An 18932-nucleotide genomic window follows, 5' to 3' on the forward strand; every position below is an offset into this window, starting at 1 on the left:
GTCTGCAAATAAAATACAGGCGAATGCGACTTGAGCCCTTATCAAAACACCCTAGCGGGGCGACTACTTTTTACGCACCACAGGATAGTCGGAGCCGTGTAGCTCTTGTACGAAGCCAGAACCATCGCCACTGTGCGTGATCCACACTTTCTCTTTTGCTCGCGTCATTGCTACATAGAACAAACGACGCTCTTCCGCGTATGGGAACACGTCTGACGATTCAGTCAATGCACCATCAATATGCAGTTGCTTCTTCTTCGCTGGGAATTGTCCTTCATCCACGCAAAGGATAATAACGAAGTCTGCTTCTTTACCCTTACTGGCGTGGCAAGTCATGAACTTGATATCAATGGAAGTGAAGATCTTCTTCCAATCTTCCAACAACTCTGGCTTGTGGTAATGATTACGTCCAAGTAGCAACACCGATTTATTGGTTTTGCCTTTGGATTGACGGTTCAGTTGATCAAGAATCTTCTCAACTTCTTTGCTTGGCGCACTGTACACCGCCTTCTGCTTTTGTTGCTTGAAGCTGTTCAGTTCTTTCGGAATCTGAATTGGGTTTTCTTGTACAAAGCGATTGGCAACTGCACCTAGCTGATTGTTAAAGCGATAAGTGGTATCTAGGTGATGTATGGTCGAGCTTTCAAAACGATCCTTAAAGCCCGTGGTCAAATCCACATCCGCACCCGCAAATTGGTAAATCGACTGCCAGTCATCGCCTACTGCAAAAATAGAGGCTTGATGCTTGGCTTTAGACTGATTACAAAGTGCTTCAACCAAGGCAAGACGATCGGGTGAGATATCTTGATACTCATCGATCATGATGAACTTCCAAGGTGAGATAAACTTGCCTTTCTCGACATACTGAGTAGCTCGGCTGATCATGATTGAGAAGTCGATATGATTTTGTTCTTTCAGCTCCTTTTGCCACGCGGTTACACATGGCCAACACAGTGAAAGCTCGCTGTTGAGGCGCGTATAGTCTCGGTGGTCAATCAGCTGTTGCTGTACTTCTTTTTTCGTTAAACCCGACGCATTTAACTGTTCAAGCTGCTTTTCAAGCCAACCGATCAATTTGAGGTTTGAAACATGGCTACCAAGCTCATCGTCACCGGTTAAATAAGCGATTGGCCATTTAGACAAATGCTTTTGCCAACGTTTAAAGTTGGTCGGTGTCATCCAGTGCTTCTTCAACCAATCAATGCACCATGCTTGGCGTTGGTTGTCATCGAGCGCTAAAGGAGAAATAACCACGCGTTCAGGTTCAACTTGATTCAGTATCTTTAAACCCAACTGGTGGAAAGTGCTGACTTGCACCTTCTCTGCTGATAAACCAATTTTGCTGTCGAGACGTTGCTTCATCTCTTCTGCCGCTTCACGACCAAAAGCGAGCAATAGCAACTCTTCAGCTTGAGCTTGATGGCTTTGCAGTAAATACGCGACGCGAGCGGTTAGAACACTGGTTTTACCCGAGCCTGCACCCGCTAAAATAAGGTTGTGATCATCATTCATCAACACCGCATATTGCTGCGATAAGTTCAGTGGTGACGACTCACATTGCGCAAACAACACTTCCCAGTTCTTTCGCTCGGTCTCTAGCCATTGCTGGTTTCTTTCAGCTTGCTTGATCTCCGTTTCAGACAACCATGGCTGCATTCTTGCGATGCGATTTGGCATGCGCTGCGCGGCCTCTTCTAGCGTCATAGTCATACTCTCTAGGCCTGAGTTGACCATATCAGCCCAAGTATTGACCTTCGAATGCGGTAGAAAAGCAGGGAGTTGCTCAAGGCGTGTTAATTCAGCTTCCCACTGAGGTACGTGTTCAGCCAATTGTTCACATTGCGTGTCGTGCCACTTCTGATAAGCGGTAACTGACGCGCGTGCAAATTGACGACATTGATCCCAAGGTAAGCCTTGTACTAACCAACTGCGCTGTGTTCCATCTTGTTGATTAGCAAAAAATTGTAGCGATCCCCAAAACAATCCGCGTTTTATAGCGATCTTGCCACTCCAAATAGTAAACGGGATACGCTCTTCACTGCCTACTGAAGATAACAGCAGACGTGAACCATCAAGTTCAACCTGATGATATTCATTTTGAATAAAAAATTGTGCAGTCTTGTTAGCGCTTAGCTGCATTGGAGTGTGCTCTTAATTAGGAATATTGAATTTATATCATGATGCAATGAGAATTAATAATATCTCATATCTTATCGACGCTTTCATGACCACCTACGGGCAATTATGGATAAGTATCAAATTCTTGTGCTTGATTTCTGTTAGGATTATGGTTTTTAGTGTGTCAAGTGAGCGACTGTGGACTTTTCAGCCAAATTACGCCTCTATTGGGCGAATAAAACCATAAATTACAGCGTATTAATTCTCATCACTCTGCTCGGTGTTGTCGTTCCGGCTTGGTATTATGGGCAAAACACACTCATCACTCCATTGATCTTAGGTGTGATCGCCGCGGCACTGGCAGAAAGTGATGACAGCTTTACGGGACGCTTGAAAGCGCTCACCCTGACCTTTATCTGTTTTGCGATCGCCGCCTTTTCTATAGAACTGCTGTTCGACACACCTTGGTTATTCGCATTAGGTCTTTTCGCATCCACATTCTCGTTCATCATGCTCGGTGCAATTGGGCCCAAATATGCCAGCATCGCGTTTGGTTCTCTGCTGGTTGCTATCTACACCATGCTCGGCGCTCATGAGAGCATCAACTTATGGTTCCAACCGTTATTGCTCTTAACAGGCGCGGCTTGGTACTACTTCATGTCGATGATCTGGCAGATTGTATGGCCAATGCAACCTGTGCAGCAAAACCTTGCTAACGTGTTTGATCAGGTTGGCACCTACATGGAATCTAAGGCAGAACTGTTCTACCCAGTATCTGATCTTATCCCTCAGCCGCACCGCATTATTGAAGCCAAATTAAATGCGAGTACCGTCAATGCGCTCAACATGTGTAAAGCAACCTTGCTTAATCGCTCCAAACGCGGACACATTGACGGACCCAGTGACCGATTCCTCAATACTTACTTCATCGCGCAAGACATTCACGAACGCGTGAGTTCGACCCACTATCGCTATCAAGAACTTGCCAAACACTTTGAGCGCTCTGATGTGCTGTTCCGTTTTAAATATCTGCTGGAAGCGCAAGCGACCGCGTGTAAAGAAGTGGCGAGCTCGCTAAAGGTTGGCGCGGAATACCAACATGGCGATAAATCGGTATTGGCGCTTGATGAACTGATGTCTTCACTTAATCACCTTCATCAACAAAACAAACCAGAATGGAAGCCATTGCTGAGCCAATTGGATTATCTATTCAATAACCTTGCAACGGTTGAAAAGCAGCTATCGAACATCAGTAACCCAGATGCAGAGAAGTTAGAAGAAGATGTCTTAGACGATACCAATCCGCACACCTTAACGGCGATGTGGCAAAAGATAAAAGCCAACCTGCATACAGATTCGATGCTGTTTCGTCACGCAATTCGTATGGCGATCACGCTGACACTCGGTTACGGCATTATTCAAGGTTTTGACATTGAACGCGGCTACTGGATTCTACTGACGACGCTATTTGTGTGTCAGCCAAACTACAGCGCTACTCGTCAAAAGCTTACTGCACGTGTCATTGGCACCGTTGCAGGCTTATTAATTGGCGTTCCGCTACTGACCTTCTTCCCTTCTCAAGAGAGCCAGTTGGTGTTCATTGTGATCAGTGGCGTGATGTTTTTTGCGTTCCGTATCAACAACTACGGATTCGCAACAGGCTTTATTACCCTATTGGTATTGTTCTGCTTTAACCAACTTGGCGAAGGATACGCCGTGGTGTTACCAAGACTGGCAGATACCTTCATAGGCTGTGCCCTCGCTGTATTGGCGGTCGTTTATTTGTTACCTGATTGGCAATCAAAACGACTGCATAAAGTGATGGCTGATGCTCTTGATTCCAACAAGAACTACCTCGCGCAAATCATCGGCCAATATCGTGTAGGTAAGAAAGACACATTGAATTACCGTATCGCCCGCCGCAGCGCACACAATAACGATGCGAACCTGACTAGCGCTATCAGCAGCATGTTGGTGGAACCCGGTAAATATCGAACCTCTGAGGATGAGAGCTTTCGCTTTCTAACGCTGAATCACGCCCTACTCAGCTATATTTCGGCACTGGGCGCACACAGGACGCGTATTGACGACGAATCCACACACAAGCTCGTTCTGGATGCACACCGTGTGATACACGAGCACCTTGATGCTCTGAATGACCAACTCTATTCACATCGTGAACAGTGTGAGGTTAAAAATGCATACGACCCTGAACTTGATAAACGTCTAAGTGAATGGCGAGAGGAAGATGAGAGTTCTGTCAGAATGGTCTTACAACAGCTTCATTTGATTTATCGAATGCTTCCAGAACTGCATACGCTAGCGACCAAGTTTGCGGTTAAGGTGAAGATTGATAAACCGCTCGATAAAGCAGATTCTTAATAGACAAACAAAATACTGTAAAAACAAAAAGATAGCATTAATCGAACACCTTTTGATCATTTGTTACCGTTATATGTTGCTCTACCAATACCTCTAATTGAGTAGAGCAACTGCTTACCTACCCTTACCCCATAAGGGTTAAGACGATTTTTACGTTGTAGGAATTTTCTGACTTTGATTGACCAAGCCTTAACTTTGCCTAAAATTTGTCGGACAAAAAGCCGACCAGAGGAATTTATAGTTGTCTTAGTTCTAGGAAATTACAAATTTCGTTTAATATTCACTTAATCTTGTTTGATTTCCTGCACCAGTAGTCTATGCTCAATTGAGCATATGGATTTGCACCAAGGTCACATTATGAATACACAACAATTTGAAGCATTCAAACAACAGATTCAGCTTCTTAGCCCGCAGCAATTAAAAGCATTGCAAGGCGAGATTGACGGTAATCTTGAAACGGAACAACAAACTCTTCTTACTGATGAAGAACTAAATGCATTGAACGATCTGTTCAGTTAATAGACAGACGTCACTATTTTAGCTTAAGTACTCCGTTTCACTGTAAATTTTACCCCTTCACCATTGCGCTCAAAATATCGTCCACCTAGACTTATTCAACACGTCAATTAAAGGTTCTGCTATGTCGATATCTGGTATTCAATCTGGTTACGCCATTATTCAGCAGTCAAACAACATGGCTGAAGAAGCCGCGATCGAACTCAATCAAGCCTCCAAACACACTCCAGAATCCGATGATGCTTTCAAAGGCAGTGATCTCAGCTTCAACCAAATAGAGCCTGAACAATCCATTTCGTTTAAAGACAAAGACCCAGAACCTGTTTCATCTTCAACCGATTCACTATTGAAGCTAACCCAAAGTGCCAGTTATAACCATGTGGGTGCGAGTGTGGTTGATCGTCAAAACGAAGCGATCGGTAGTCTTCTAGACATCCACATCTAAGCTATACTTACTGTTCGCACTTATTTTCAATGTTCTAAATCGACTCGATTCAACCACTTTGGACGCTTTTTGACGCAATAAGCACACAAACTGTAACTCATTATATCTGGCGCTTGTTTCTGGTTTATTACTCGGTAGAATCAGCGCAAACCATTTTGCTGCACAAACTTTACTTCATACTATTTATGCCAAAACTAAATCTGCATCGCCGTGACTATGTTTCTATTTTAGGGGGCGATATCTCCGCAGACGAATTAGAAAATAAACTCCAACCTAATTTTGAAAAGCCAGCAAACAAGCTGACTCCTAGCCCTTACCTGACAGAAAAGAATGTGACACGTCGTTGGACTGCTCTCGATAATGAAGAATCACAAAAAGAGCTACTCGACCCTCATACCGAAAGTCAGATGCAAGCCTATGAGAAAAACATCGAGCACTTCGTTGGCACTGTTAAGGTACCTGTAGGTATCTCTGGCCCATTGCGCGTTAACGGCTTGTTTGCCCAAGGTGATTACCTAGTTCCACTGGCAACAACCGAAGCAGCACTTGTCGCGTCTTACAACCGTGGTTCTAAACTCATTAGTGCCTGTGGTGGCGCGAGTGCAATGTTGTTGAATGAAGGTGTTACGCGCACCCCAGGGTTTGCGTTTCAAGGGTTAGTAGAAGCAGGGCAATTTGTGGCATGGGCCGTGACCCAATATGAAAAGTTTAAAACTTTAGCAGAATCTACGACTTCTCACGGCAAACTGACCGACATCAATATCAACATTGAAGGCAACCATGTTTACTTGGTGTTTGAGTTTCTAACGGGAGACGCATCTGGTCAGAATATGGTGACCATCGCGACCAACGCGGTATTTGAGTACATCATCGAACACACACCAGTTAAGCCTGACCATGCCTTCCTTGATGGTAACTTGTCGGGTGATAAGAAAGCCAATACCCAAACCTTGCGCAGCGTGCGCGGCAAAAAGGTAACCGCTGAAGTTAATATCCCAGCAGAACTGGTGGCTAAGTATCTACATACCACGCCAGAGAAGATGGTTCAGTTTGGTCAAATGACCACTGTGGGCGGCGCTCTGAGCGGCACTATCGGTATCAATGCCCATTACGCTAATGCACTAGCTGCTCTTTATATTGCTTGCGGACAAGACGCAGCGTGTGTTGCAGAATCTGCCATTGGCATGACTCGCATGGAGTTGAACAAAGAAGGTGGCCTATACGCTAGCGTAACACTGCCTAATTTAATGCTAGGTACAGTAGGCGGCGGCACTGGTCTACCAAGCCAAAAGGCATGTCTAGATTTACTTGGTCTTCACGGCAATGGTAAATCGCAAGCCTTAGCTGAGGTATGTGCTGCATTATGTTTAGCGGGTGAACTGTCGATTGTAGGCGCGTTTTGCGCAGGTCACTTTTCGCGAGCTCATCACAAATTAGCTCGTTAATAACCTTTATCCAATTTGGCTTGTGAGATTTTGTGGATTGCACAAGAGCACAAGCCACTCTGAATGCGTGAGTCATAAATGGATTACTTACACTTATCTAGAGTGAGCCTTAAGCACCTCACTGCGCTTCATATTATGCTGAACACCCACAGCGTTACTCAAACCTCAGAGCAACTCTTTGTCAGCCCTTCGAGTGTGAGTAAGACATTATCTCAGCTGCGTGACATACTTAACGACGAGCTTTTCTATCGGGACGGCACCAAGCTGATCCCGACGCCATTTGCCTTGCAGGTAGCTCCTACTGTTCACGCGATTCTTTCAAGCATGAACGGACTGCTTCATCAGAAGAGTTTTACCCCTCAAGAATACCAAGGCAGCTTTTCACTTTCGATGCGCGAAAGTACCTTTGAAGTATTCGCGTCAAAGCTCAGCAAAATTACCACTGAACTCGCACCAAACGCGAAGCTCAACATCTATTCGAAACAACAGCTCGGCTTCGATGCTTTGCTCAGTGGCAAGGTCAATTTGATCTTGTTGCCCCATGATATATCTCAGCCGCCGACCGATAACAAAGAGCTGGTTTGGGAAACAATTCTTCCTGACGAGATGGTTTGTTTGATGGGCGCACATCACCCTCTTGCTCAGCAAGAACTGACGGTGGAAGGCTACTTAGATTACAAGCACATTGGGATTTTAGATAACGAACTGTCTCAGCCCTACTTTGAACAAAACTTGGTTCAATGCCACCAGCCAAGAGAGATGGCAATATCGGTCGCGGACTTCGGCGCTGCGGCTGTGTTGTGTCACCACACACCTTTCCTGTTCACTTGCTCTAAACAGTGGGCTGAGCATGCTAAACAAGCTCAGGGCTTAGTGAGCAAGCCCTTGCCTTTTGATTACGGTAAGGTGGCGTATAGCTTGGTGTGGAATAAGCCCAACATGAATGATCAAGCGATCAAATGGTTGTGTGACCTGTTTTTAGAAGCTTAATATTTTTAGAGACTTAATATCTTTAGAAAGTTAACGTTCTTAGAAGCCTAATTGACCGCCTAAGAAATCTAAAGACTAGGTATAAACCTCAGGGGTTTGCATCGGTCTTTGAACTATGGTGTATAGCTTATCGTGAAAGCTCTGCATCTGTTGTTCGTTGCATTTCGGCCAATCTAACGCTTCGCCAATGACACCATGATGTTGAAACGCATTCAGTCGAATTCGAACATCACTTGGTAGAGTCTTCAAGTAACGCCCCACCTGTTCAATTTCGTCCTCAAGGTCGCTTCTATTTGGAATATGCAGCAACCTAGCTTCGTGCAGTTTTCCTTTATCTGCTAAGTAGTTAATGGTTTCAAACACCCTATGGTTGCCTCTGCCCACTAACCATTGATGTGTTTCCGATTGCCATGATTTTAGGTCAATCATCGCGCCATCAAGATAAGGCAACACCTTGTCCCACCCTTGAAGTGACAGCGAACCATTACTATCAATAAAACACGTAAGGTGCGCTAGCTGAGGATCACTTTTAATCGCTTGAAATAGCTCTATGATAAACGGCAACTGCATGGTCGCTTCACCGCCAGAAACGGTAATGCCACTCAAGAAAAACTGATTATGCCTGACAAGCTCCAGAACCTCTGAGACCGTCATTGTGGTAATTTTCGGGCTCGACTTATGGTCGCAGACATCAATGCACTTATCGCAGTTGGTGCAAGCTGCTGGGTCCCACTTCACTTTGCCATCAACCATGCTTAAAGCACGGCTTGGACAGCCACTCACACAATCTCCACAATGGTTACAGTGATTGATGGTATGAGGGTTATGACAGGTTATACAGTCGAAATTGCACCCCTGTAGAAACAGCACAAGCCGATTCCCCGGTCCATCAACACAAGAAAAGGTCAGCACACGGCTGACCTTCGCTTGTTTTTCTGTCTTATTATTTTTAACCCTAGCCGTTTGAGTTGTTAGATCAGAAATTTTCATAATTCACATTGTTCGTAGTCGAAACGCAACACACACATAACACACGCACGTTAAAGCTATTCGTATGTCGGCGACATCTCTAAGCTCGCCACGCGTGGTTTACGCTCTAATATGCCCGTGTTCTTCGCAGCTTCAGCACCTAAGAAGGTGGTATTGGTGCGTGAGCCTTGCTCGTCATATTTGGCAATGTCAGACAGCTTAATCATGTAACCCGTCACGCGAACCAAATCGTTTGATGCCACGTTAGCCGTAAACTCACGGTAACCCGCTTGAATCGCACCTTTACACAAATTGAACATCGCTTCAGGGTTAGATTTCACTGTTTCGTCGATGGTCAGAATGTCACTGATGCCCGACATGTAGAACTTATGGTGACCCGCGGTAGCACGAACGTAAGAGACTGGATCTGGTTCGGTGCCATAAGGAATACGGACACCCGGAGTCACATCTTCATCTAGGCTAATACCGCCTTGAGCATGCAGCAGAGCCTTACCTTCCAGCCCATATTTCACTTCAGAGCTTTCGACGATCTCAGCCAGCTTTTCAGAGATACGGTGACCGAGTTGATTAGCTTGTTCATCGTGACCATAGCGCCCTGATTTATCTTCTTTTTCCATCAAGATGTTGACGGCTTCCGCCATGCCATAAATACCAAACATTGGCGCAAAGCGGTCTTCTTCGATAAGGCCTTCTTTGGTCAGGAAGCCGTCAAAAAAGTTAGACTCTTCATGCAAGAAGCGGCTACGAGCGTTCATCAATTCAACCATGATGCCACTGTAGTTCGGCAATACTTGTTGTAAGAAATCAGCACTGTCCTCAGACTTCAACGCCACTTGCTTCAGGTTCATACGTACTAGCGTGTTTGAACCACCCGCTAAAGGCAAAGAGTTATAGCAGCTCACAATACCAAAACGCTTGTCGCCGTAAGCCTCGGCATGCGCTGGATAGTTTGCGATATGTGGTTTACTGCACTCGCAGATATTGCTTGCCGCATGACGAAGTAGATCATCAGGTGTCACAGCAGGGTCATACATAAAGGTTAGGTTTGGTGCGATCTGCTTCAGTTCAGCATCTACGCGCAAAATCGTACGACACACAATGTTATCGGTCGGGCCGATATTCACATGCATAAAGGCATCTGGCAATGTGCGGTCCAGCATAATCCAGAACAGCTTAAGCTTTTGATATACCTGCTCATCCGTCAAGCCGCCAACAAATGGCATCAGTACATCATCCAACTGACCTAGGTATACCGGGATTGATGTCACAGACGGAACATGGTGGTAAAGGATGGTAAGCATGTTCAATGCTTCATCGAAATTAGTTGCCGCGCTAAGCTCTAAATACTTTGAGCCTTGATGTAAGTATTTAGAATAGTCTGGAAGTACATAGCGCGGCTTAAATGGTGCATGCCCTTCAAACATGTCACATAGCACACCTTGTTGTAGGGCTTGCACTACTTCGTTGCTTACCGGCATGTACGGCAGGCTGGCTTCAGCTTCTAAGGCAAGATAGCTCGACTTCTGCTTTGGAGACAGGTGGGCATCTGAAATGATATTGCTAAAGCGTTGTTGTTGCTCTGAAAGTGGTGAAGAAGTAGATGACGCAGATTGGTGGCTCATTATTAAACCCTTAAAATTGTTATGGGCTTATTTTATATCTCACCATCATATTTCCACTAATGAAATGTATGCAATGCTGTTTTTCCAAAATGGAAATAAGTAATTTGTAAATTAGGGGGATGTTGAGTTTTCTATGAGCGAGATGAGAAATAGAGAAACCAGAGTTAATAGTGAAGAAATGAGAAAGCGCTAACTCGTTCTGTTTAAAACGATAGCGCCAAAAAGAGAAAACCCACATAACTGACTTAAAGTCGTTAATGTGGGTTTAGTAGTTTAAATGAGCATTCTGAATGCTAGCTCAAGGCATACACACGATTACAGATCAGGAAGCGCTTGTTTACGTCCAACACCCATTAATACCTTTAACTCTCCTTGTGGAGTGTCAATCGAGAACGGTGTAGAGACCTCAACCACTGCAAAGCCCGCTGCGCTCAATACATTTTCTGATCGCTGTTGGCTTACACCGTAGTCTTCACTGTCGCTTTCCAAGTACCAATCCCAGTGTACAAACGTGCCGTCGTTTTCAAGCAGCGTGTAAATCAGACTGACTGTGTCTTGTAGGTTCGGGATAAAACCACACACCGAAGAAGCTACCACTAGGTCAAACTGGTTTCTGAATGCTGGATGCTGCGCTGCAAGTCCGCGCGATAAAATATCAACTACCGGTTCAACGTTAGGTAACTCTTTCTTATCTAACTCTTCAATCATCCCTTCAGAGATATCAAGTGCGATGATCTCTTTTGCTAAAGGAGATATTTTCTGGCTGAGTAGTCCTGTACCACAACCAAAATCAAGGACACGGGTTCCGTTTAAATCAACGAGCTGTGTTAACTGGTCAAATACGGACTGTGCGAATACTGCGGTCGCGGGATCTTTATCCCAATCAACGGCGTACTCGTCCCATTGTTTCGCCATCATGGCCTCCATCTTTACTTCTTGTAGGTTCGGAACTTCCCCAGAGTAAACCAAATTAGTCAATTCGTCATAGAGTTATCATCCAAAGATGGACTATTTCTAAGATAGTCAGCACAATATTCAGATAATATGCACCGACCCCCGCTCAATATGGAAATGAAATGAACCTTTCTCAAGTCCAAGCCTTTTGTTCCGTTGCTGATTTAGGATCAGTGTCTGAAGCTGCACGCCAGTTAGAATGCAACCGAACCAAACTCAGCATGTCGATTAAAGCCTTGGAAAAAGAGTTAGATGTCGAGCTGTTCGTCCGCAGCGGAAACCACGTTGAGCTTTCAGAAGCGGGTAAAGCGATTTACAAAGATTGCGAAGGCATGTTGGTGACAGCCGCGCGTATTAAACAAACCTGCTTACATGTCTCGGGCGAATTCAACGCAGAGATTTGGATAGCGCGAGATGATTCCCTACCCGATGAAATGTGGCAGGACTTATCTCATGCCTTAAATAACAAGTACCCTTCTACCTCATTCAACTTCGTTCTCGCGTCGAGCGGTGATTTAGCAAACCTAGTTGAAACTCAGCAAGTCGACTTCGCATTTGGCGTCGATTACGAACGTGTCGATGACCCAAGAATTATCTACAACCCGCTTGGTAAGATTCGAATGATGTCTGTATGTAAGAAAGGCCATGATTTGAGTGCGATGCGACGAGTGTCTGATGAGGTACTGAGAAATTCGATGCAAGCGACCATGGTTTATCTTAATGAAAAGGATAATCCAGAGCTTGAGCCCTTTTCGCGTCGCTACATTGGTTTCTCTAGCTTTGACTTTATGTTGGATACGATTTTACGTGAAGAGGCGTGGGGCGTAATGCCAGAGCCACTGATTCGTCACTTGCTACGTGAACAAGAATTAGCGGTGATCAAACACACCTACGGCCTGACTCAAGAAGACTACTGTATGTTTACCGCAGCTGGCATGGCGGAGCACCCGGGAATGAATTGGTTAGCCGACCAGCTCAGTGACTACTTGTTTGATTTCTAGCTCGCGCTTATAGCTTATCGTCTATAGCAAAGGGCAAAATCACAAACAGCACTGCTCCTAAAAAACCATCACGTGATCCACTAAGTAGCGTCCGTCTTCTTCAACCAATACCATTTCAGCGACAAACTCACCTTTGGCAATGGTGTAAGCTTGTTTCCACACAAAAGCGATGGAGTCTGAACGTCTAAATAGCGCCACAGGCTCACGCTCAGCAAAAAAGCCATTACTGTGCTGATAATGGTGGCACACCTTTTCTAAATATTCCGGCGTAACAATGTCTTTCATTCTTTGAGTAAAGTCTCGACAGTGCTGCTCATGATCAACCTTGGTTGAACCATCCATCAGATTATCCATGATCGGGTTAGCAATCGCCCACAAATCGTTATCACTGATATCGTCAAACTTCATATTGATTCACTCCTTGTCCATCGCAGTCGCAGTCGCAGTCGCAGTTCAATCTAGAAGACCAATAAAACCTTAGCGACTAATGTGTTTTATTAATCATAAACGATCCTATTTCAGTTGCATAACATCCCAAAAAACACTCAACGTCAACTTTATTGACACCTTAAATTCAACCTAAGCCATTGAATTTAAAGTGTTTATACATTTTGCTTAAATAGGGCATATAAACGTCATCAGATAAAGTTTGTAAAGTTAGCTCAATATTAGAACAATGAAGTTATCAAAAACATCTGGAAAATATTATGTGTGACAGGAAAAGCCAAAACGAAAATCGAGTACTATTGTTCTCAGCCCTTTTAGCATCAGGCTTCGCAATTGGCGGATTGGTGTTGGGTCTTCTCGTTGGCTCTCTGGTCATAGTATTTGACGGTGTTTATTCTCTTATCAGCTTACTGTTAACTTTATTGTCACTAGCTGCCTCGAAATACATCAATCGCCCTTCGGACACTGAATTCCCGTTTGGTCGAGCAATTATCGAACCGATTGTTATTGCCATTAAAGCCGTTGTGATTCTACTTGTGGTTGGTTATTCACTTTACTCTGCGATTGGTGCCTTGATGACTGGCGGTCGTGAGGTGGATGCTTCTATCGCAACTTTGTTTGGTATTTTCAACGTGTTGGGTTGTGGTTACGCTTGGTGGTACATCGCTAACAAAAGCAAACGTATCTCTTCTGGTCTGATTCAAGCGGAATCTAAGCAGTGGCAGATGGATACACTATTGAGTGTCGCGGTAACGGCTGGTTTCGTCGTAGCGTGGGCAATGACATTCTCTCCTCTTGCGTCATACGCAGTATATGCCGACCCAATGATGATGTTGCTAATGTCTTTCTACTTCATCAAAGTGCCTTTCGACATGTTACGTGAGGCGATGCGCGAACTGCTTATGATGTCGGCAAACAAAGATATTTGTGATGCGGTAGATAAGAACGTTGTCGCGGTAGACAAAGAAGCGGAGCAAGATTTGGAGCTGATGGGTGTGACTAAGGTTGGTCCAGAATTACGTATCAATGTTGATATTCATACCAACGACCAAGATGCGATTGCGGTTGATGATATTGAACGAACGCGCCGCCAACTGAAGCGACGCCTATCTAAAATGCCTTATGAGCTTCAACTAAACCTCAATGTCGCGAGCTAAGATTTCACCGAGCAAATGACGCTGGCACATTAGCGCAAATTAAAGCTGAGATTGAACCTTTTTAGAAGCCGACGCCTTTGCCGTCGGCTTTTCTCTTGTTACCCACCAGCAAGCCAGTGAGCCAACAGTTACCATACATACGCCCTGCCAAAACGTCATGGTCAATGACAAGCCCAAAATCACCGAAGAGAGTAAGGTCGCGAAAATTGGCGTAAAGTACGACATGGTCGCAAGAAACACCATGTTGCCACCAAGAATCGCAGTATTCCAAAGTGCATAGCCTGCGCCCATACAAGCGCCCGCTAGCGCTAAATCAATCGCAGCACTGCTCGTCATCACCATACCGGTTTCATCACTCAATGCGTATTTGATCCACAAAGTGATCGCCGTAGCGATAAAGAAAAGCACAATCGCATTCTGCCCTTTCGCGACCCGCTGGGTGTAGTTACAGTAAACCGCCCAAATAATCGCACCGAAAAACGCCATAGAATAGGTTTTAGGGTTGGTCGCAATATTGGCAGCAATCTGGTCGACAGAGAGACCTTGGTCACCGCTGATGCTCCACGCCACGCCAAAGAATGCCAAAAAGATACTTGGATAAACCAACCAGTTAATCTTCTTGTCGCTCAGCAGCACGGCAAATAACACCGTCAGTGCTGGCCATAGATAGTTGATTACCGCCATCTCTATCGCTTGATGTCGGCTGTTCGCCATTCCCAATGCCAGAGCCAAGAAGATCTCATAACAAACGAACAAGGCGCCGCCAATCAGCAAATAAGACTTAGAAAAGCGTGAAAGCTTAGGTAGCCCCATAACACAAACCAACAATAGCGAACTCACCGTATAAAGGCTGGCCGCGCCACCAATTGGACCTAGCTGTTCTGAGACACTACGAGACAGAGCAATCAAACAGCTCCATAATAAAATGGCGATAATACCGTAGCAGCTATAACGATGAGATTTCAGCACGCCTTTTCCTTTATCTGTTTTGATGGTCACTCTATGGTTAAACCAAGTTCAAAATAATTGGCCGAGTACATTTTCGTACTCGGCCATCAATACTTTGTTTACAAAGCATCTATCAATTTACGAAACATTAATCAATTAACGAAGCATCTATCCACCAGCGAAACGCCAATCAATTTACAAAGCATTGCTCAATTAACGAAATCAACCAGTTATGATGCGTATTCAGTAGTGGCAGGCAGTTAATAACTAAGCCAGCAGCAGAGCTTGCAAGTTAGCCAAAGACTTCACTTGATAGTGAGGATTGATGCCCGCTGGCGTTGCCTTTTCTTGGCTATTTAACCAGCAAGTTTCAATGCCAAAATCTAACCCACCTAGAATATCGGAATGTGGGTTATCCCCGACCATCAATATTCTTTGCTTCGATGGCAATCCAACCAGCTTATGCGCATATTCAAAAATCTCGGCATCCGGTTTCGCTACCCCAACCTCTTCAGAAATGATCACGTGATCAAAGTAATCCGTCATTCCTGTGCGCTCTAAACGGATTGACTGCAGCTCTGTAAAACCGTTAGTGATGATGCCCATGTTCACTTTGCCTTTTAAAGACTCCATCAACTCTTTTGCACCAGGAAGCAGCGAACAGATGTCTGCCATTGCGGTCAAAAATGCACTGTTTAGTTCTGCTGTTGTTGTCTCTAGCTTTGTTGCCCAGCTTTCAAAACGCGCGTGCTTCAGTTGAGCTGCCGTAATACGCCCATCTTGGTAATCTACCCAAAGTGGTAAATTCACCTCTTGGTAAACCGAATAATCCTGTTCACTAAAGTCCACACCAAAACGGGAGAACATCAGCTTCATTCCTTGAAAAGCATCAAAGTGGAACAAGGTTTCATCCGCATCAAAGAATATCCAATCGTACTTCATTTTCTGTCCTGTTATTCGCGCTGTTGAGCAATGCTGTGTCTGTTTTTATCGTAGTTTTGCTTAATTTTTCTTTTCGCCTTGTAGGCTGGCAATCACTTTACTCGCAAATCTGTGATCCTGTATATAAATCTAATAATTTATAGATAACAAGCCACAAGTCATGATGTATCGCAAATTTTGCCACATATTAAACCAATACCATACAAGAAACACACTTAAGTACCGGGAGGTATTATGAAGCACTTTTTACCGTCATCTGTCATGCTCACCCCTTTTCTTGTCAAATACTATGACGAGGAGCCAGAAGACACCCTTGGTTCTGAAGAGTCGCAAGATCCTCAAATTGAATGCAGTGATGACTCTGATAAAAAATCGACACCTGCCTAACCAGATCAACTTTCAGTGACAAATCTTGATTTTCATTGTTATAGAGCACCATTCTGCTCTTAGTGGAGCCCAGTTATCACGACCCATTAATGACAAAGAACACAACCAAAAAACATGAAAACGATTGCTATATGAGCCCTATCACAACGACTAGCCACAAAGTGGTAGTTCGGAATCAAAGTTGTTCCAGATCAATGGTCGACCACTTGAATGCCGACAACATGTAGGAAATTAAAAATCATAATTAACGGAGTTTTCCAATGTCTACTGCATTTTACATCCCTACAATCAACTTCATGGGTACTGGCTGTCTGAAGGATGCTGCTGATAGCATTCAGTCTCAAGGCTTTAAAAAAGGTCTGATCGTTACTGATAAGATCCTGAACCAAATTGGCGTAGTTAAGCAGGTACAAGACCTTCTTAGCCAGCGTGGCGTAGATGCAGTTGTATTCGACGGCACTCAACCAAACCCAACCATCACTAACGTGAACGATGGTCTAGAATTGCTGACTGACAACGATTGTGATTTTGTTGTTTCTCTAGGTGGCGGTTCTCCACACGACTGTGCAAAAGGTATCGCTCTGGTTGCTTCTAACGGCGGCAAGATTGCAGATTACGAAGGCGTAGACCAATCTGAAAAGCCAATGATGCCATTGATCGCTATCAACACCACAGCTGGTACGGCATCTGAGATGACACGTTTCTGTATCATTACTGACGAAGCTCGTCACATTAAGATGGCTATCGTTGATAAGCACACAACTCCGCTTATCTCAGTAAACGATCCTGAGTTGATGCTTGCTAAACCTGCATCACTGACTGCAGCAACGGGTATGGATGCGTTAACCCACGCAATCGAAGCTTACGTTTCAATCGCAGCAACGCCAATTACCGACGCTGTAGCAATTAAAGCGATCGAACTTGTGCAAGCGCACCTAAGAACAGCAGTAACGCACGGCGAAGACATTGAAGCTCGCGAGCAGATGGCTTACGCACAATTCATGGCGGGTATGGCGTTTAACAACGCGTCACTGGGTTACGTTCATGCAATGGCGCACCAACTGGGTGGTTTCTACGACCTTCCACACGGTGTATGTAACGCTATCTTGCTTCCACACGTTCAACGCTACAACGCACAAGTTTGTCCTGAGCGTCTACGTGATGTGGCAAAAGCAATGGGTGTGAATGTTGAAGGCATGACGGCAGAACAAGGCGCAGAAGCAGCGATCAACGCGATTGTTCAACTTGCAAACGACGTGAACATTCCAACTGGTATCGCGCAACTTGGTGCGAAACTAGAAGATATCCCAACGCTGTCTGATAATGCACTTAAAGATGCTTGTGGCTTCACCAACCCTAAACAAGCAACTCACGAAGAGATCTCAGCGATCTTCGAAGCGGCAATGTAACCTAGATACAAATCACTTCTTATAGCTAAAACAAACGGACTCACCTTGTGAGTCCGTTTTCTTTTATCTATCCAATCCCTTTCAAACCTTTATCTTCCTCGCTAATCACTCATCACTCATCACTAAAAAGTCGCATTGTTGCAATCGCTTGGTTATAGTCAAACTATTGATATATAGAATAACAAACAGGTTCCATTGAGTCGTAGGATAGCTAGCACCTCATTATTGGCGTCACTCATTTCATACTCCGTTCAGGCAGAGGAACAGAATGAGTGCCACAGTCAGCCGTTAGAAGACGTCCCTGTCGAAAAGGCTTACCATTTTCTGAACAGTAAATTTTGCCAACCTGCACTCTGGTTCGATAGCTTCTTTGTAGATGACCGAATAACTGAAGATGCCAGAGCTGGCACATCTGTACGTTGGTATAACGATTTTATTTATTCTGAAGGTGGGGAGCTAGACTACTCGACCAAGCTCAAAGCGCGCCTTCATCTCCCCTTTGTCAGTAAACGCCTAAAGTTGATCTACGAATCTGTCAGCGATGAAGAGTTCTTGGATTTCTTTCCGCAAGATTCAGAGGAATTAGAGAGCGCACTCGGCCTACGTTACGATGCTTATGCCAAGGGTTACAGTAGCTTCAATATCAAAGCGACACTGCGCCCGCGTATTGAAGCTCGCTACCGATTTACCTACCCTCTCACAACCGATGCGGTATTCAGGCTTACTCTACGTGTATATCAAGAAAAACAAGAGACTGGCGAAATCACTGACATCGATTTTGATCTTTCTTTGAGTGATGATTTCTTGGCTCGATGGTCAAGCTTTGCAGGGTACAACGACAACCTTAAAGGTTGGAACTATGGTACAGGGCTAATCTTGTATCACTACCTTGCCCAAGACCAAGCACTTCAATATAGCGCCACGATTAATGCAACGGATGAGCCGCATAATCATTACGAATACGCTCAGGTTTCGGTTACCTACCGACAAAACGTATGGAAAGAGTGGCTGTTCTACGAACTCATCCCTCGTTATCAATGGGAACGAGAGCCCCATGAGAAACACACCGAAGAAGCCAACATCACCCTACGGCTTGAAGTCCTATTCAATAATGTCTAGCTCAACAACGCCTAGTTAGTGTTTAGGATATGAGCATCGAGAGATAAGAACAGAGGCACA

The 18932-nt window shown here is 44.7% G+C and carries 17 protein-coding genes; 10 read left to right on the plus strand and 7 right to left on the minus strand.

Features of this window, described 5'->3' with window-relative positions; translation table 11 throughout:
• Positions 1 to 63: 63 nt before the first annotated feature.
• Positions 64 to 2139, minus strand: a complete 2076-nt coding sequence (gene helD / locus AC3CH3_RS15710) for a DNA helicase IV (protein ID WP_488538631.1) — start codon at positions 2137 to 2139, stop codon at positions 64 to 66.
• 177 nt (positions 2140 to 2316) lie between these two features.
• Between helD and yccS the strand changes: the two genes are divergently transcribed.
• The 5 genes from yccS to AC3CH3_RS15735 all read left to right on the plus strand — a co-directional run bounded on the left by yccS (position 2317) and on the right by AC3CH3_RS15735 (position 7896).
• Positions 2317 to 4500 (plus strand): YccS family putative transporter, encoded by a 2184-nt coding sequence (yccS, locus tag AC3CH3_RS15715; protein ID WP_488538632.1) that lies wholly within the window; start codon positions 2317 to 2319, stop codon positions 4498 to 4500.
• 333 nt (positions 4501 to 4833) lie between these two features.
• The gene (locus tag AC3CH3_RS15720; protein ID WP_017629650.1) at positions 4834 to 5019 is read left to right on the plus strand and encodes a hypothetical protein; all 186 of its coding nucleotides are present in this window, start codon (positions 4834 to 4836) and stop codon (positions 5017 to 5019) included.
• A 121-nt stretch (positions 5020 to 5140) separates the two neighbouring features.
• Positions 5141 to 5461 (plus strand): hypothetical protein, encoded by a 321-nt coding sequence (locus AC3CH3_RS15725; RefSeq protein WP_488538633.1) that lies wholly within the window; start codon positions 5141 to 5143, stop codon positions 5459 to 5461.
• A gap of 185 nt (positions 5462 to 5646) precedes the next feature.
• Positions 5647 to 6906, plus strand: a complete 1260-nt coding sequence (locus AC3CH3_RS15730) for a hydroxymethylglutaryl-CoA reductase (RefSeq protein ID WP_488538634.1) — start codon at positions 5647 to 5649, stop codon at positions 6904 to 6906.
• A gap of 78 nt (positions 6907 to 6984) precedes the next feature.
• The gene (locus AC3CH3_RS15735) at positions 6985 to 7896 is read left to right on the plus strand and encodes a LysR family transcriptional regulator (RefSeq protein WP_029405677.1); all 912 of its coding nucleotides are present in this window, start codon (positions 6985 to 6987) and stop codon (positions 7894 to 7896) included.
• A 75-nt stretch (positions 7897 to 7971) separates the two neighbouring features.
• Here AC3CH3_RS15735 and AC3CH3_RS15740 read toward each other — a convergent pair whose 3' ends face one another.
• The 3 genes from AC3CH3_RS15740 to AC3CH3_RS15750 form a co-directional block, all read right to left on the minus strand.
• Complete coding sequence (locus AC3CH3_RS15740; protein ID WP_488538635.1) at positions 7972 to 8886, minus strand: YjjW family glycine radical enzyme activase; 915 nt, start codon at positions 8884 to 8886, stop codon at positions 7972 to 7974.
• Positions 8887 to 8942: 56 nt separating this feature from the next.
• The gene (locus AC3CH3_RS15745) at positions 8943 to 10508 is read right to left on the minus strand and encodes a YjjI family glycine radical enzyme (protein ID WP_488538636.1); all 1566 of its coding nucleotides are present in this window, start codon (positions 10506 to 10508) and stop codon (positions 8943 to 8945) included.
• A gap of 315 nt (positions 10509 to 10823) precedes the next feature.
• On the minus strand, positions 10824 to 11423 hold the full coding sequence (locus AC3CH3_RS15750) for a class I SAM-dependent DNA methyltransferase (RefSeq protein WP_017064785.1): 600 nt from the start codon (positions 11421 to 11423) through the stop codon (positions 10824 to 10826).
• A gap of 161 nt (positions 11424 to 11584) precedes the next feature.
• On the opposite strand from AC3CH3_RS15750, the gene AC3CH3_RS15755 reads away from it, so the two are divergent.
• Positions 11585 to 12463, plus strand: a complete 879-nt coding sequence (locus tag AC3CH3_RS15755) for a LysR family transcriptional regulator (RefSeq protein WP_016797108.1) — start codon at positions 11585 to 11587, stop codon at positions 12461 to 12463.
• A 57-nt stretch (positions 12464 to 12520) separates the two neighbouring features.
• On the opposite strand, the gene AC3CH3_RS15760 is transcribed toward AC3CH3_RS15755, so the two are convergent.
• The gene (locus AC3CH3_RS15760) at positions 12521 to 12871 is read right to left on the minus strand and encodes a hypothetical protein (protein ID WP_019825764.1); all 351 of its coding nucleotides are present in this window, start codon (positions 12869 to 12871) and stop codon (positions 12521 to 12523) included.
• Positions 12872 to 13170: 299 nt separating this feature from the next.
• On the opposite strand from AC3CH3_RS15760, the gene AC3CH3_RS15765 reads away from it, so the two are divergent.
• Entirely contained in the window at positions 13171 to 14067 is an 897-nt protein-coding gene (locus tag AC3CH3_RS15765; RefSeq protein ID WP_488538637.1) for a cation diffusion facilitator family transporter, read from the plus strand.
• 39 nt (positions 14068 to 14106) lie between these two features.
• On the opposite strand, the gene yddG is transcribed toward AC3CH3_RS15765, so the two are convergent.
• Positions 14107 to 15036: an aromatic amino acid DMT transporter YddG gene (gene yddG, locus AC3CH3_RS15770; protein ID WP_488538638.1), complete on the minus strand. Its 930-nt coding sequence runs from the start codon at positions 15034 to 15036 to the stop codon at positions 14107 to 14109.
• 246 nt (positions 15037 to 15282) lie between these two features.
• Entirely contained in the window at positions 15283 to 15957 is a 675-nt protein-coding gene (yjjG, locus tag AC3CH3_RS15775; protein WP_019825758.1) for a pyrimidine 5'-nucleotidase, read from the minus strand.
• 234 nt (positions 15958 to 16191) lie between these two features.
• On the opposite strand from yjjG, the gene AC3CH3_RS15780 reads away from it, so the two are divergent.
• The 3 genes from AC3CH3_RS15780 (at position 16192) to AC3CH3_RS15790 (ending at position 18872) form a co-directional block, all read left to right on the plus strand.
• The gene (locus tag AC3CH3_RS15780; protein WP_019825757.1) at positions 16192 to 16344 is read left to right on the plus strand and encodes a hypothetical protein; all 153 of its coding nucleotides are present in this window, start codon (positions 16192 to 16194) and stop codon (positions 16342 to 16344) included.
• Between the two features lie 260 nt (positions 16345 to 16604).
• A complete protein-coding gene (yiaY, locus tag AC3CH3_RS15785) occupies positions 16605 to 17753 on the plus strand; it encodes an L-threonine dehydrogenase (protein ID WP_017064788.1) in 1149 nt (382 codons plus the stop codon).
• Between the two features lie 195 nt (positions 17754 to 17948).
• The gene (locus AC3CH3_RS15790; RefSeq protein ID WP_488538639.1) at positions 17949 to 18872 is read left to right on the plus strand and encodes a hypothetical protein; all 924 of its coding nucleotides are present in this window, start codon (positions 17949 to 17951) and stop codon (positions 18870 to 18872) included.
• The last annotated feature ends 60 nt before the right edge of the window (positions 18873 to 18932 follow it).

It is taken from the genome of Vibrio sp. QJM3NY_35 (assembly GCF_057785915.1).

What these genes read in the sequence shown, in the direction of transcription:
- helD (WP_488538631.1), bottom strand. Translation starts at nt 2,139, where the DNA reads ATGCAGCTAAGCGCTAACAAGACTGCACAATTTTTTATTCAAAATGAA.
- AC3CH3_RS15720 (WP_017629650.1), top strand. Translation starts at nt 4,834, where the DNA reads ATGGATTTGCACCAAGGTCACATTATGAATACACAACAATTTGAAGCA.
- AC3CH3_RS15725 (WP_488538633.1), top strand. Translation starts at nt 5,141, where the DNA reads ATGTCGATATCTGGTATTCAATCTGGTTACGCCATTATTCAGCAGTCA.
- AC3CH3_RS15730 (WP_488538634.1), top strand. Translation starts at nt 5,647, where the DNA reads ATGCCAAAACTAAATCTGCATCGCCGTGACTATGTTTCTATTTTAGGG.
- AC3CH3_RS15735 (WP_029405677.1), top strand. Translation starts at nt 6,985, where the DNA reads ATGGATTACTTACACTTATCTAGAGTGAGCCTTAAGCACCTCACTGCG.
- AC3CH3_RS15740 (WP_488538635.1), bottom strand. Translation starts at nt 8,886, where the DNA reads ATGAAAATTTCTGATCTAACAACTCAAACGGCTAGGGTTAAAAATAAT.
- AC3CH3_RS15745 (WP_488538636.1), bottom strand. Translation starts at nt 10,508, where the DNA reads ATGAGCCACCAATCTGCGTCATCTACTTCTTCACCACTTTCAGAGCAA.
- AC3CH3_RS15750 (WP_017064785.1), bottom strand. Translation starts at nt 11,423, where the DNA reads ATGGCGAAACAATGGGACGAGTACGCCGTTGATTGGGATAAAGATCCC.
- AC3CH3_RS15755 (WP_016797108.1), top strand. Translation starts at nt 11,585, where the DNA reads ATGAACCTTTCTCAAGTCCAAGCCTTTTGTTCCGTTGCTGATTTAGGA.
- AC3CH3_RS15760 (WP_019825764.1), bottom strand. Translation starts at nt 12,871, where the DNA reads ATGAAGTTTGACGATATCAGTGATAACGATTTGTGGGCGATTGCTAAC.
- AC3CH3_RS15765 (WP_488538637.1), top strand. Translation starts at nt 13,171, where the DNA reads ATGTGTGACAGGAAAAGCCAAAACGAAAATCGAGTACTATTGTTCTCA.
- yjjG (WP_019825758.1), bottom strand. Translation starts at nt 15,957, where the DNA reads ATGAAGTACGATTGGATATTCTTTGATGCGGATGAAACCTTGTTCCAC.
- AC3CH3_RS15780 (WP_019825757.1), top strand. Translation starts at nt 16,192, where the DNA reads ATGAAGCACTTTTTACCGTCATCTGTCATGCTCACCCCTTTTCTTGTC.
- yiaY (WP_017064788.1), top strand. Translation starts at nt 16,605, where the DNA reads ATGTCTACTGCATTTTACATCCCTACAATCAACTTCATGGGTACTGGC.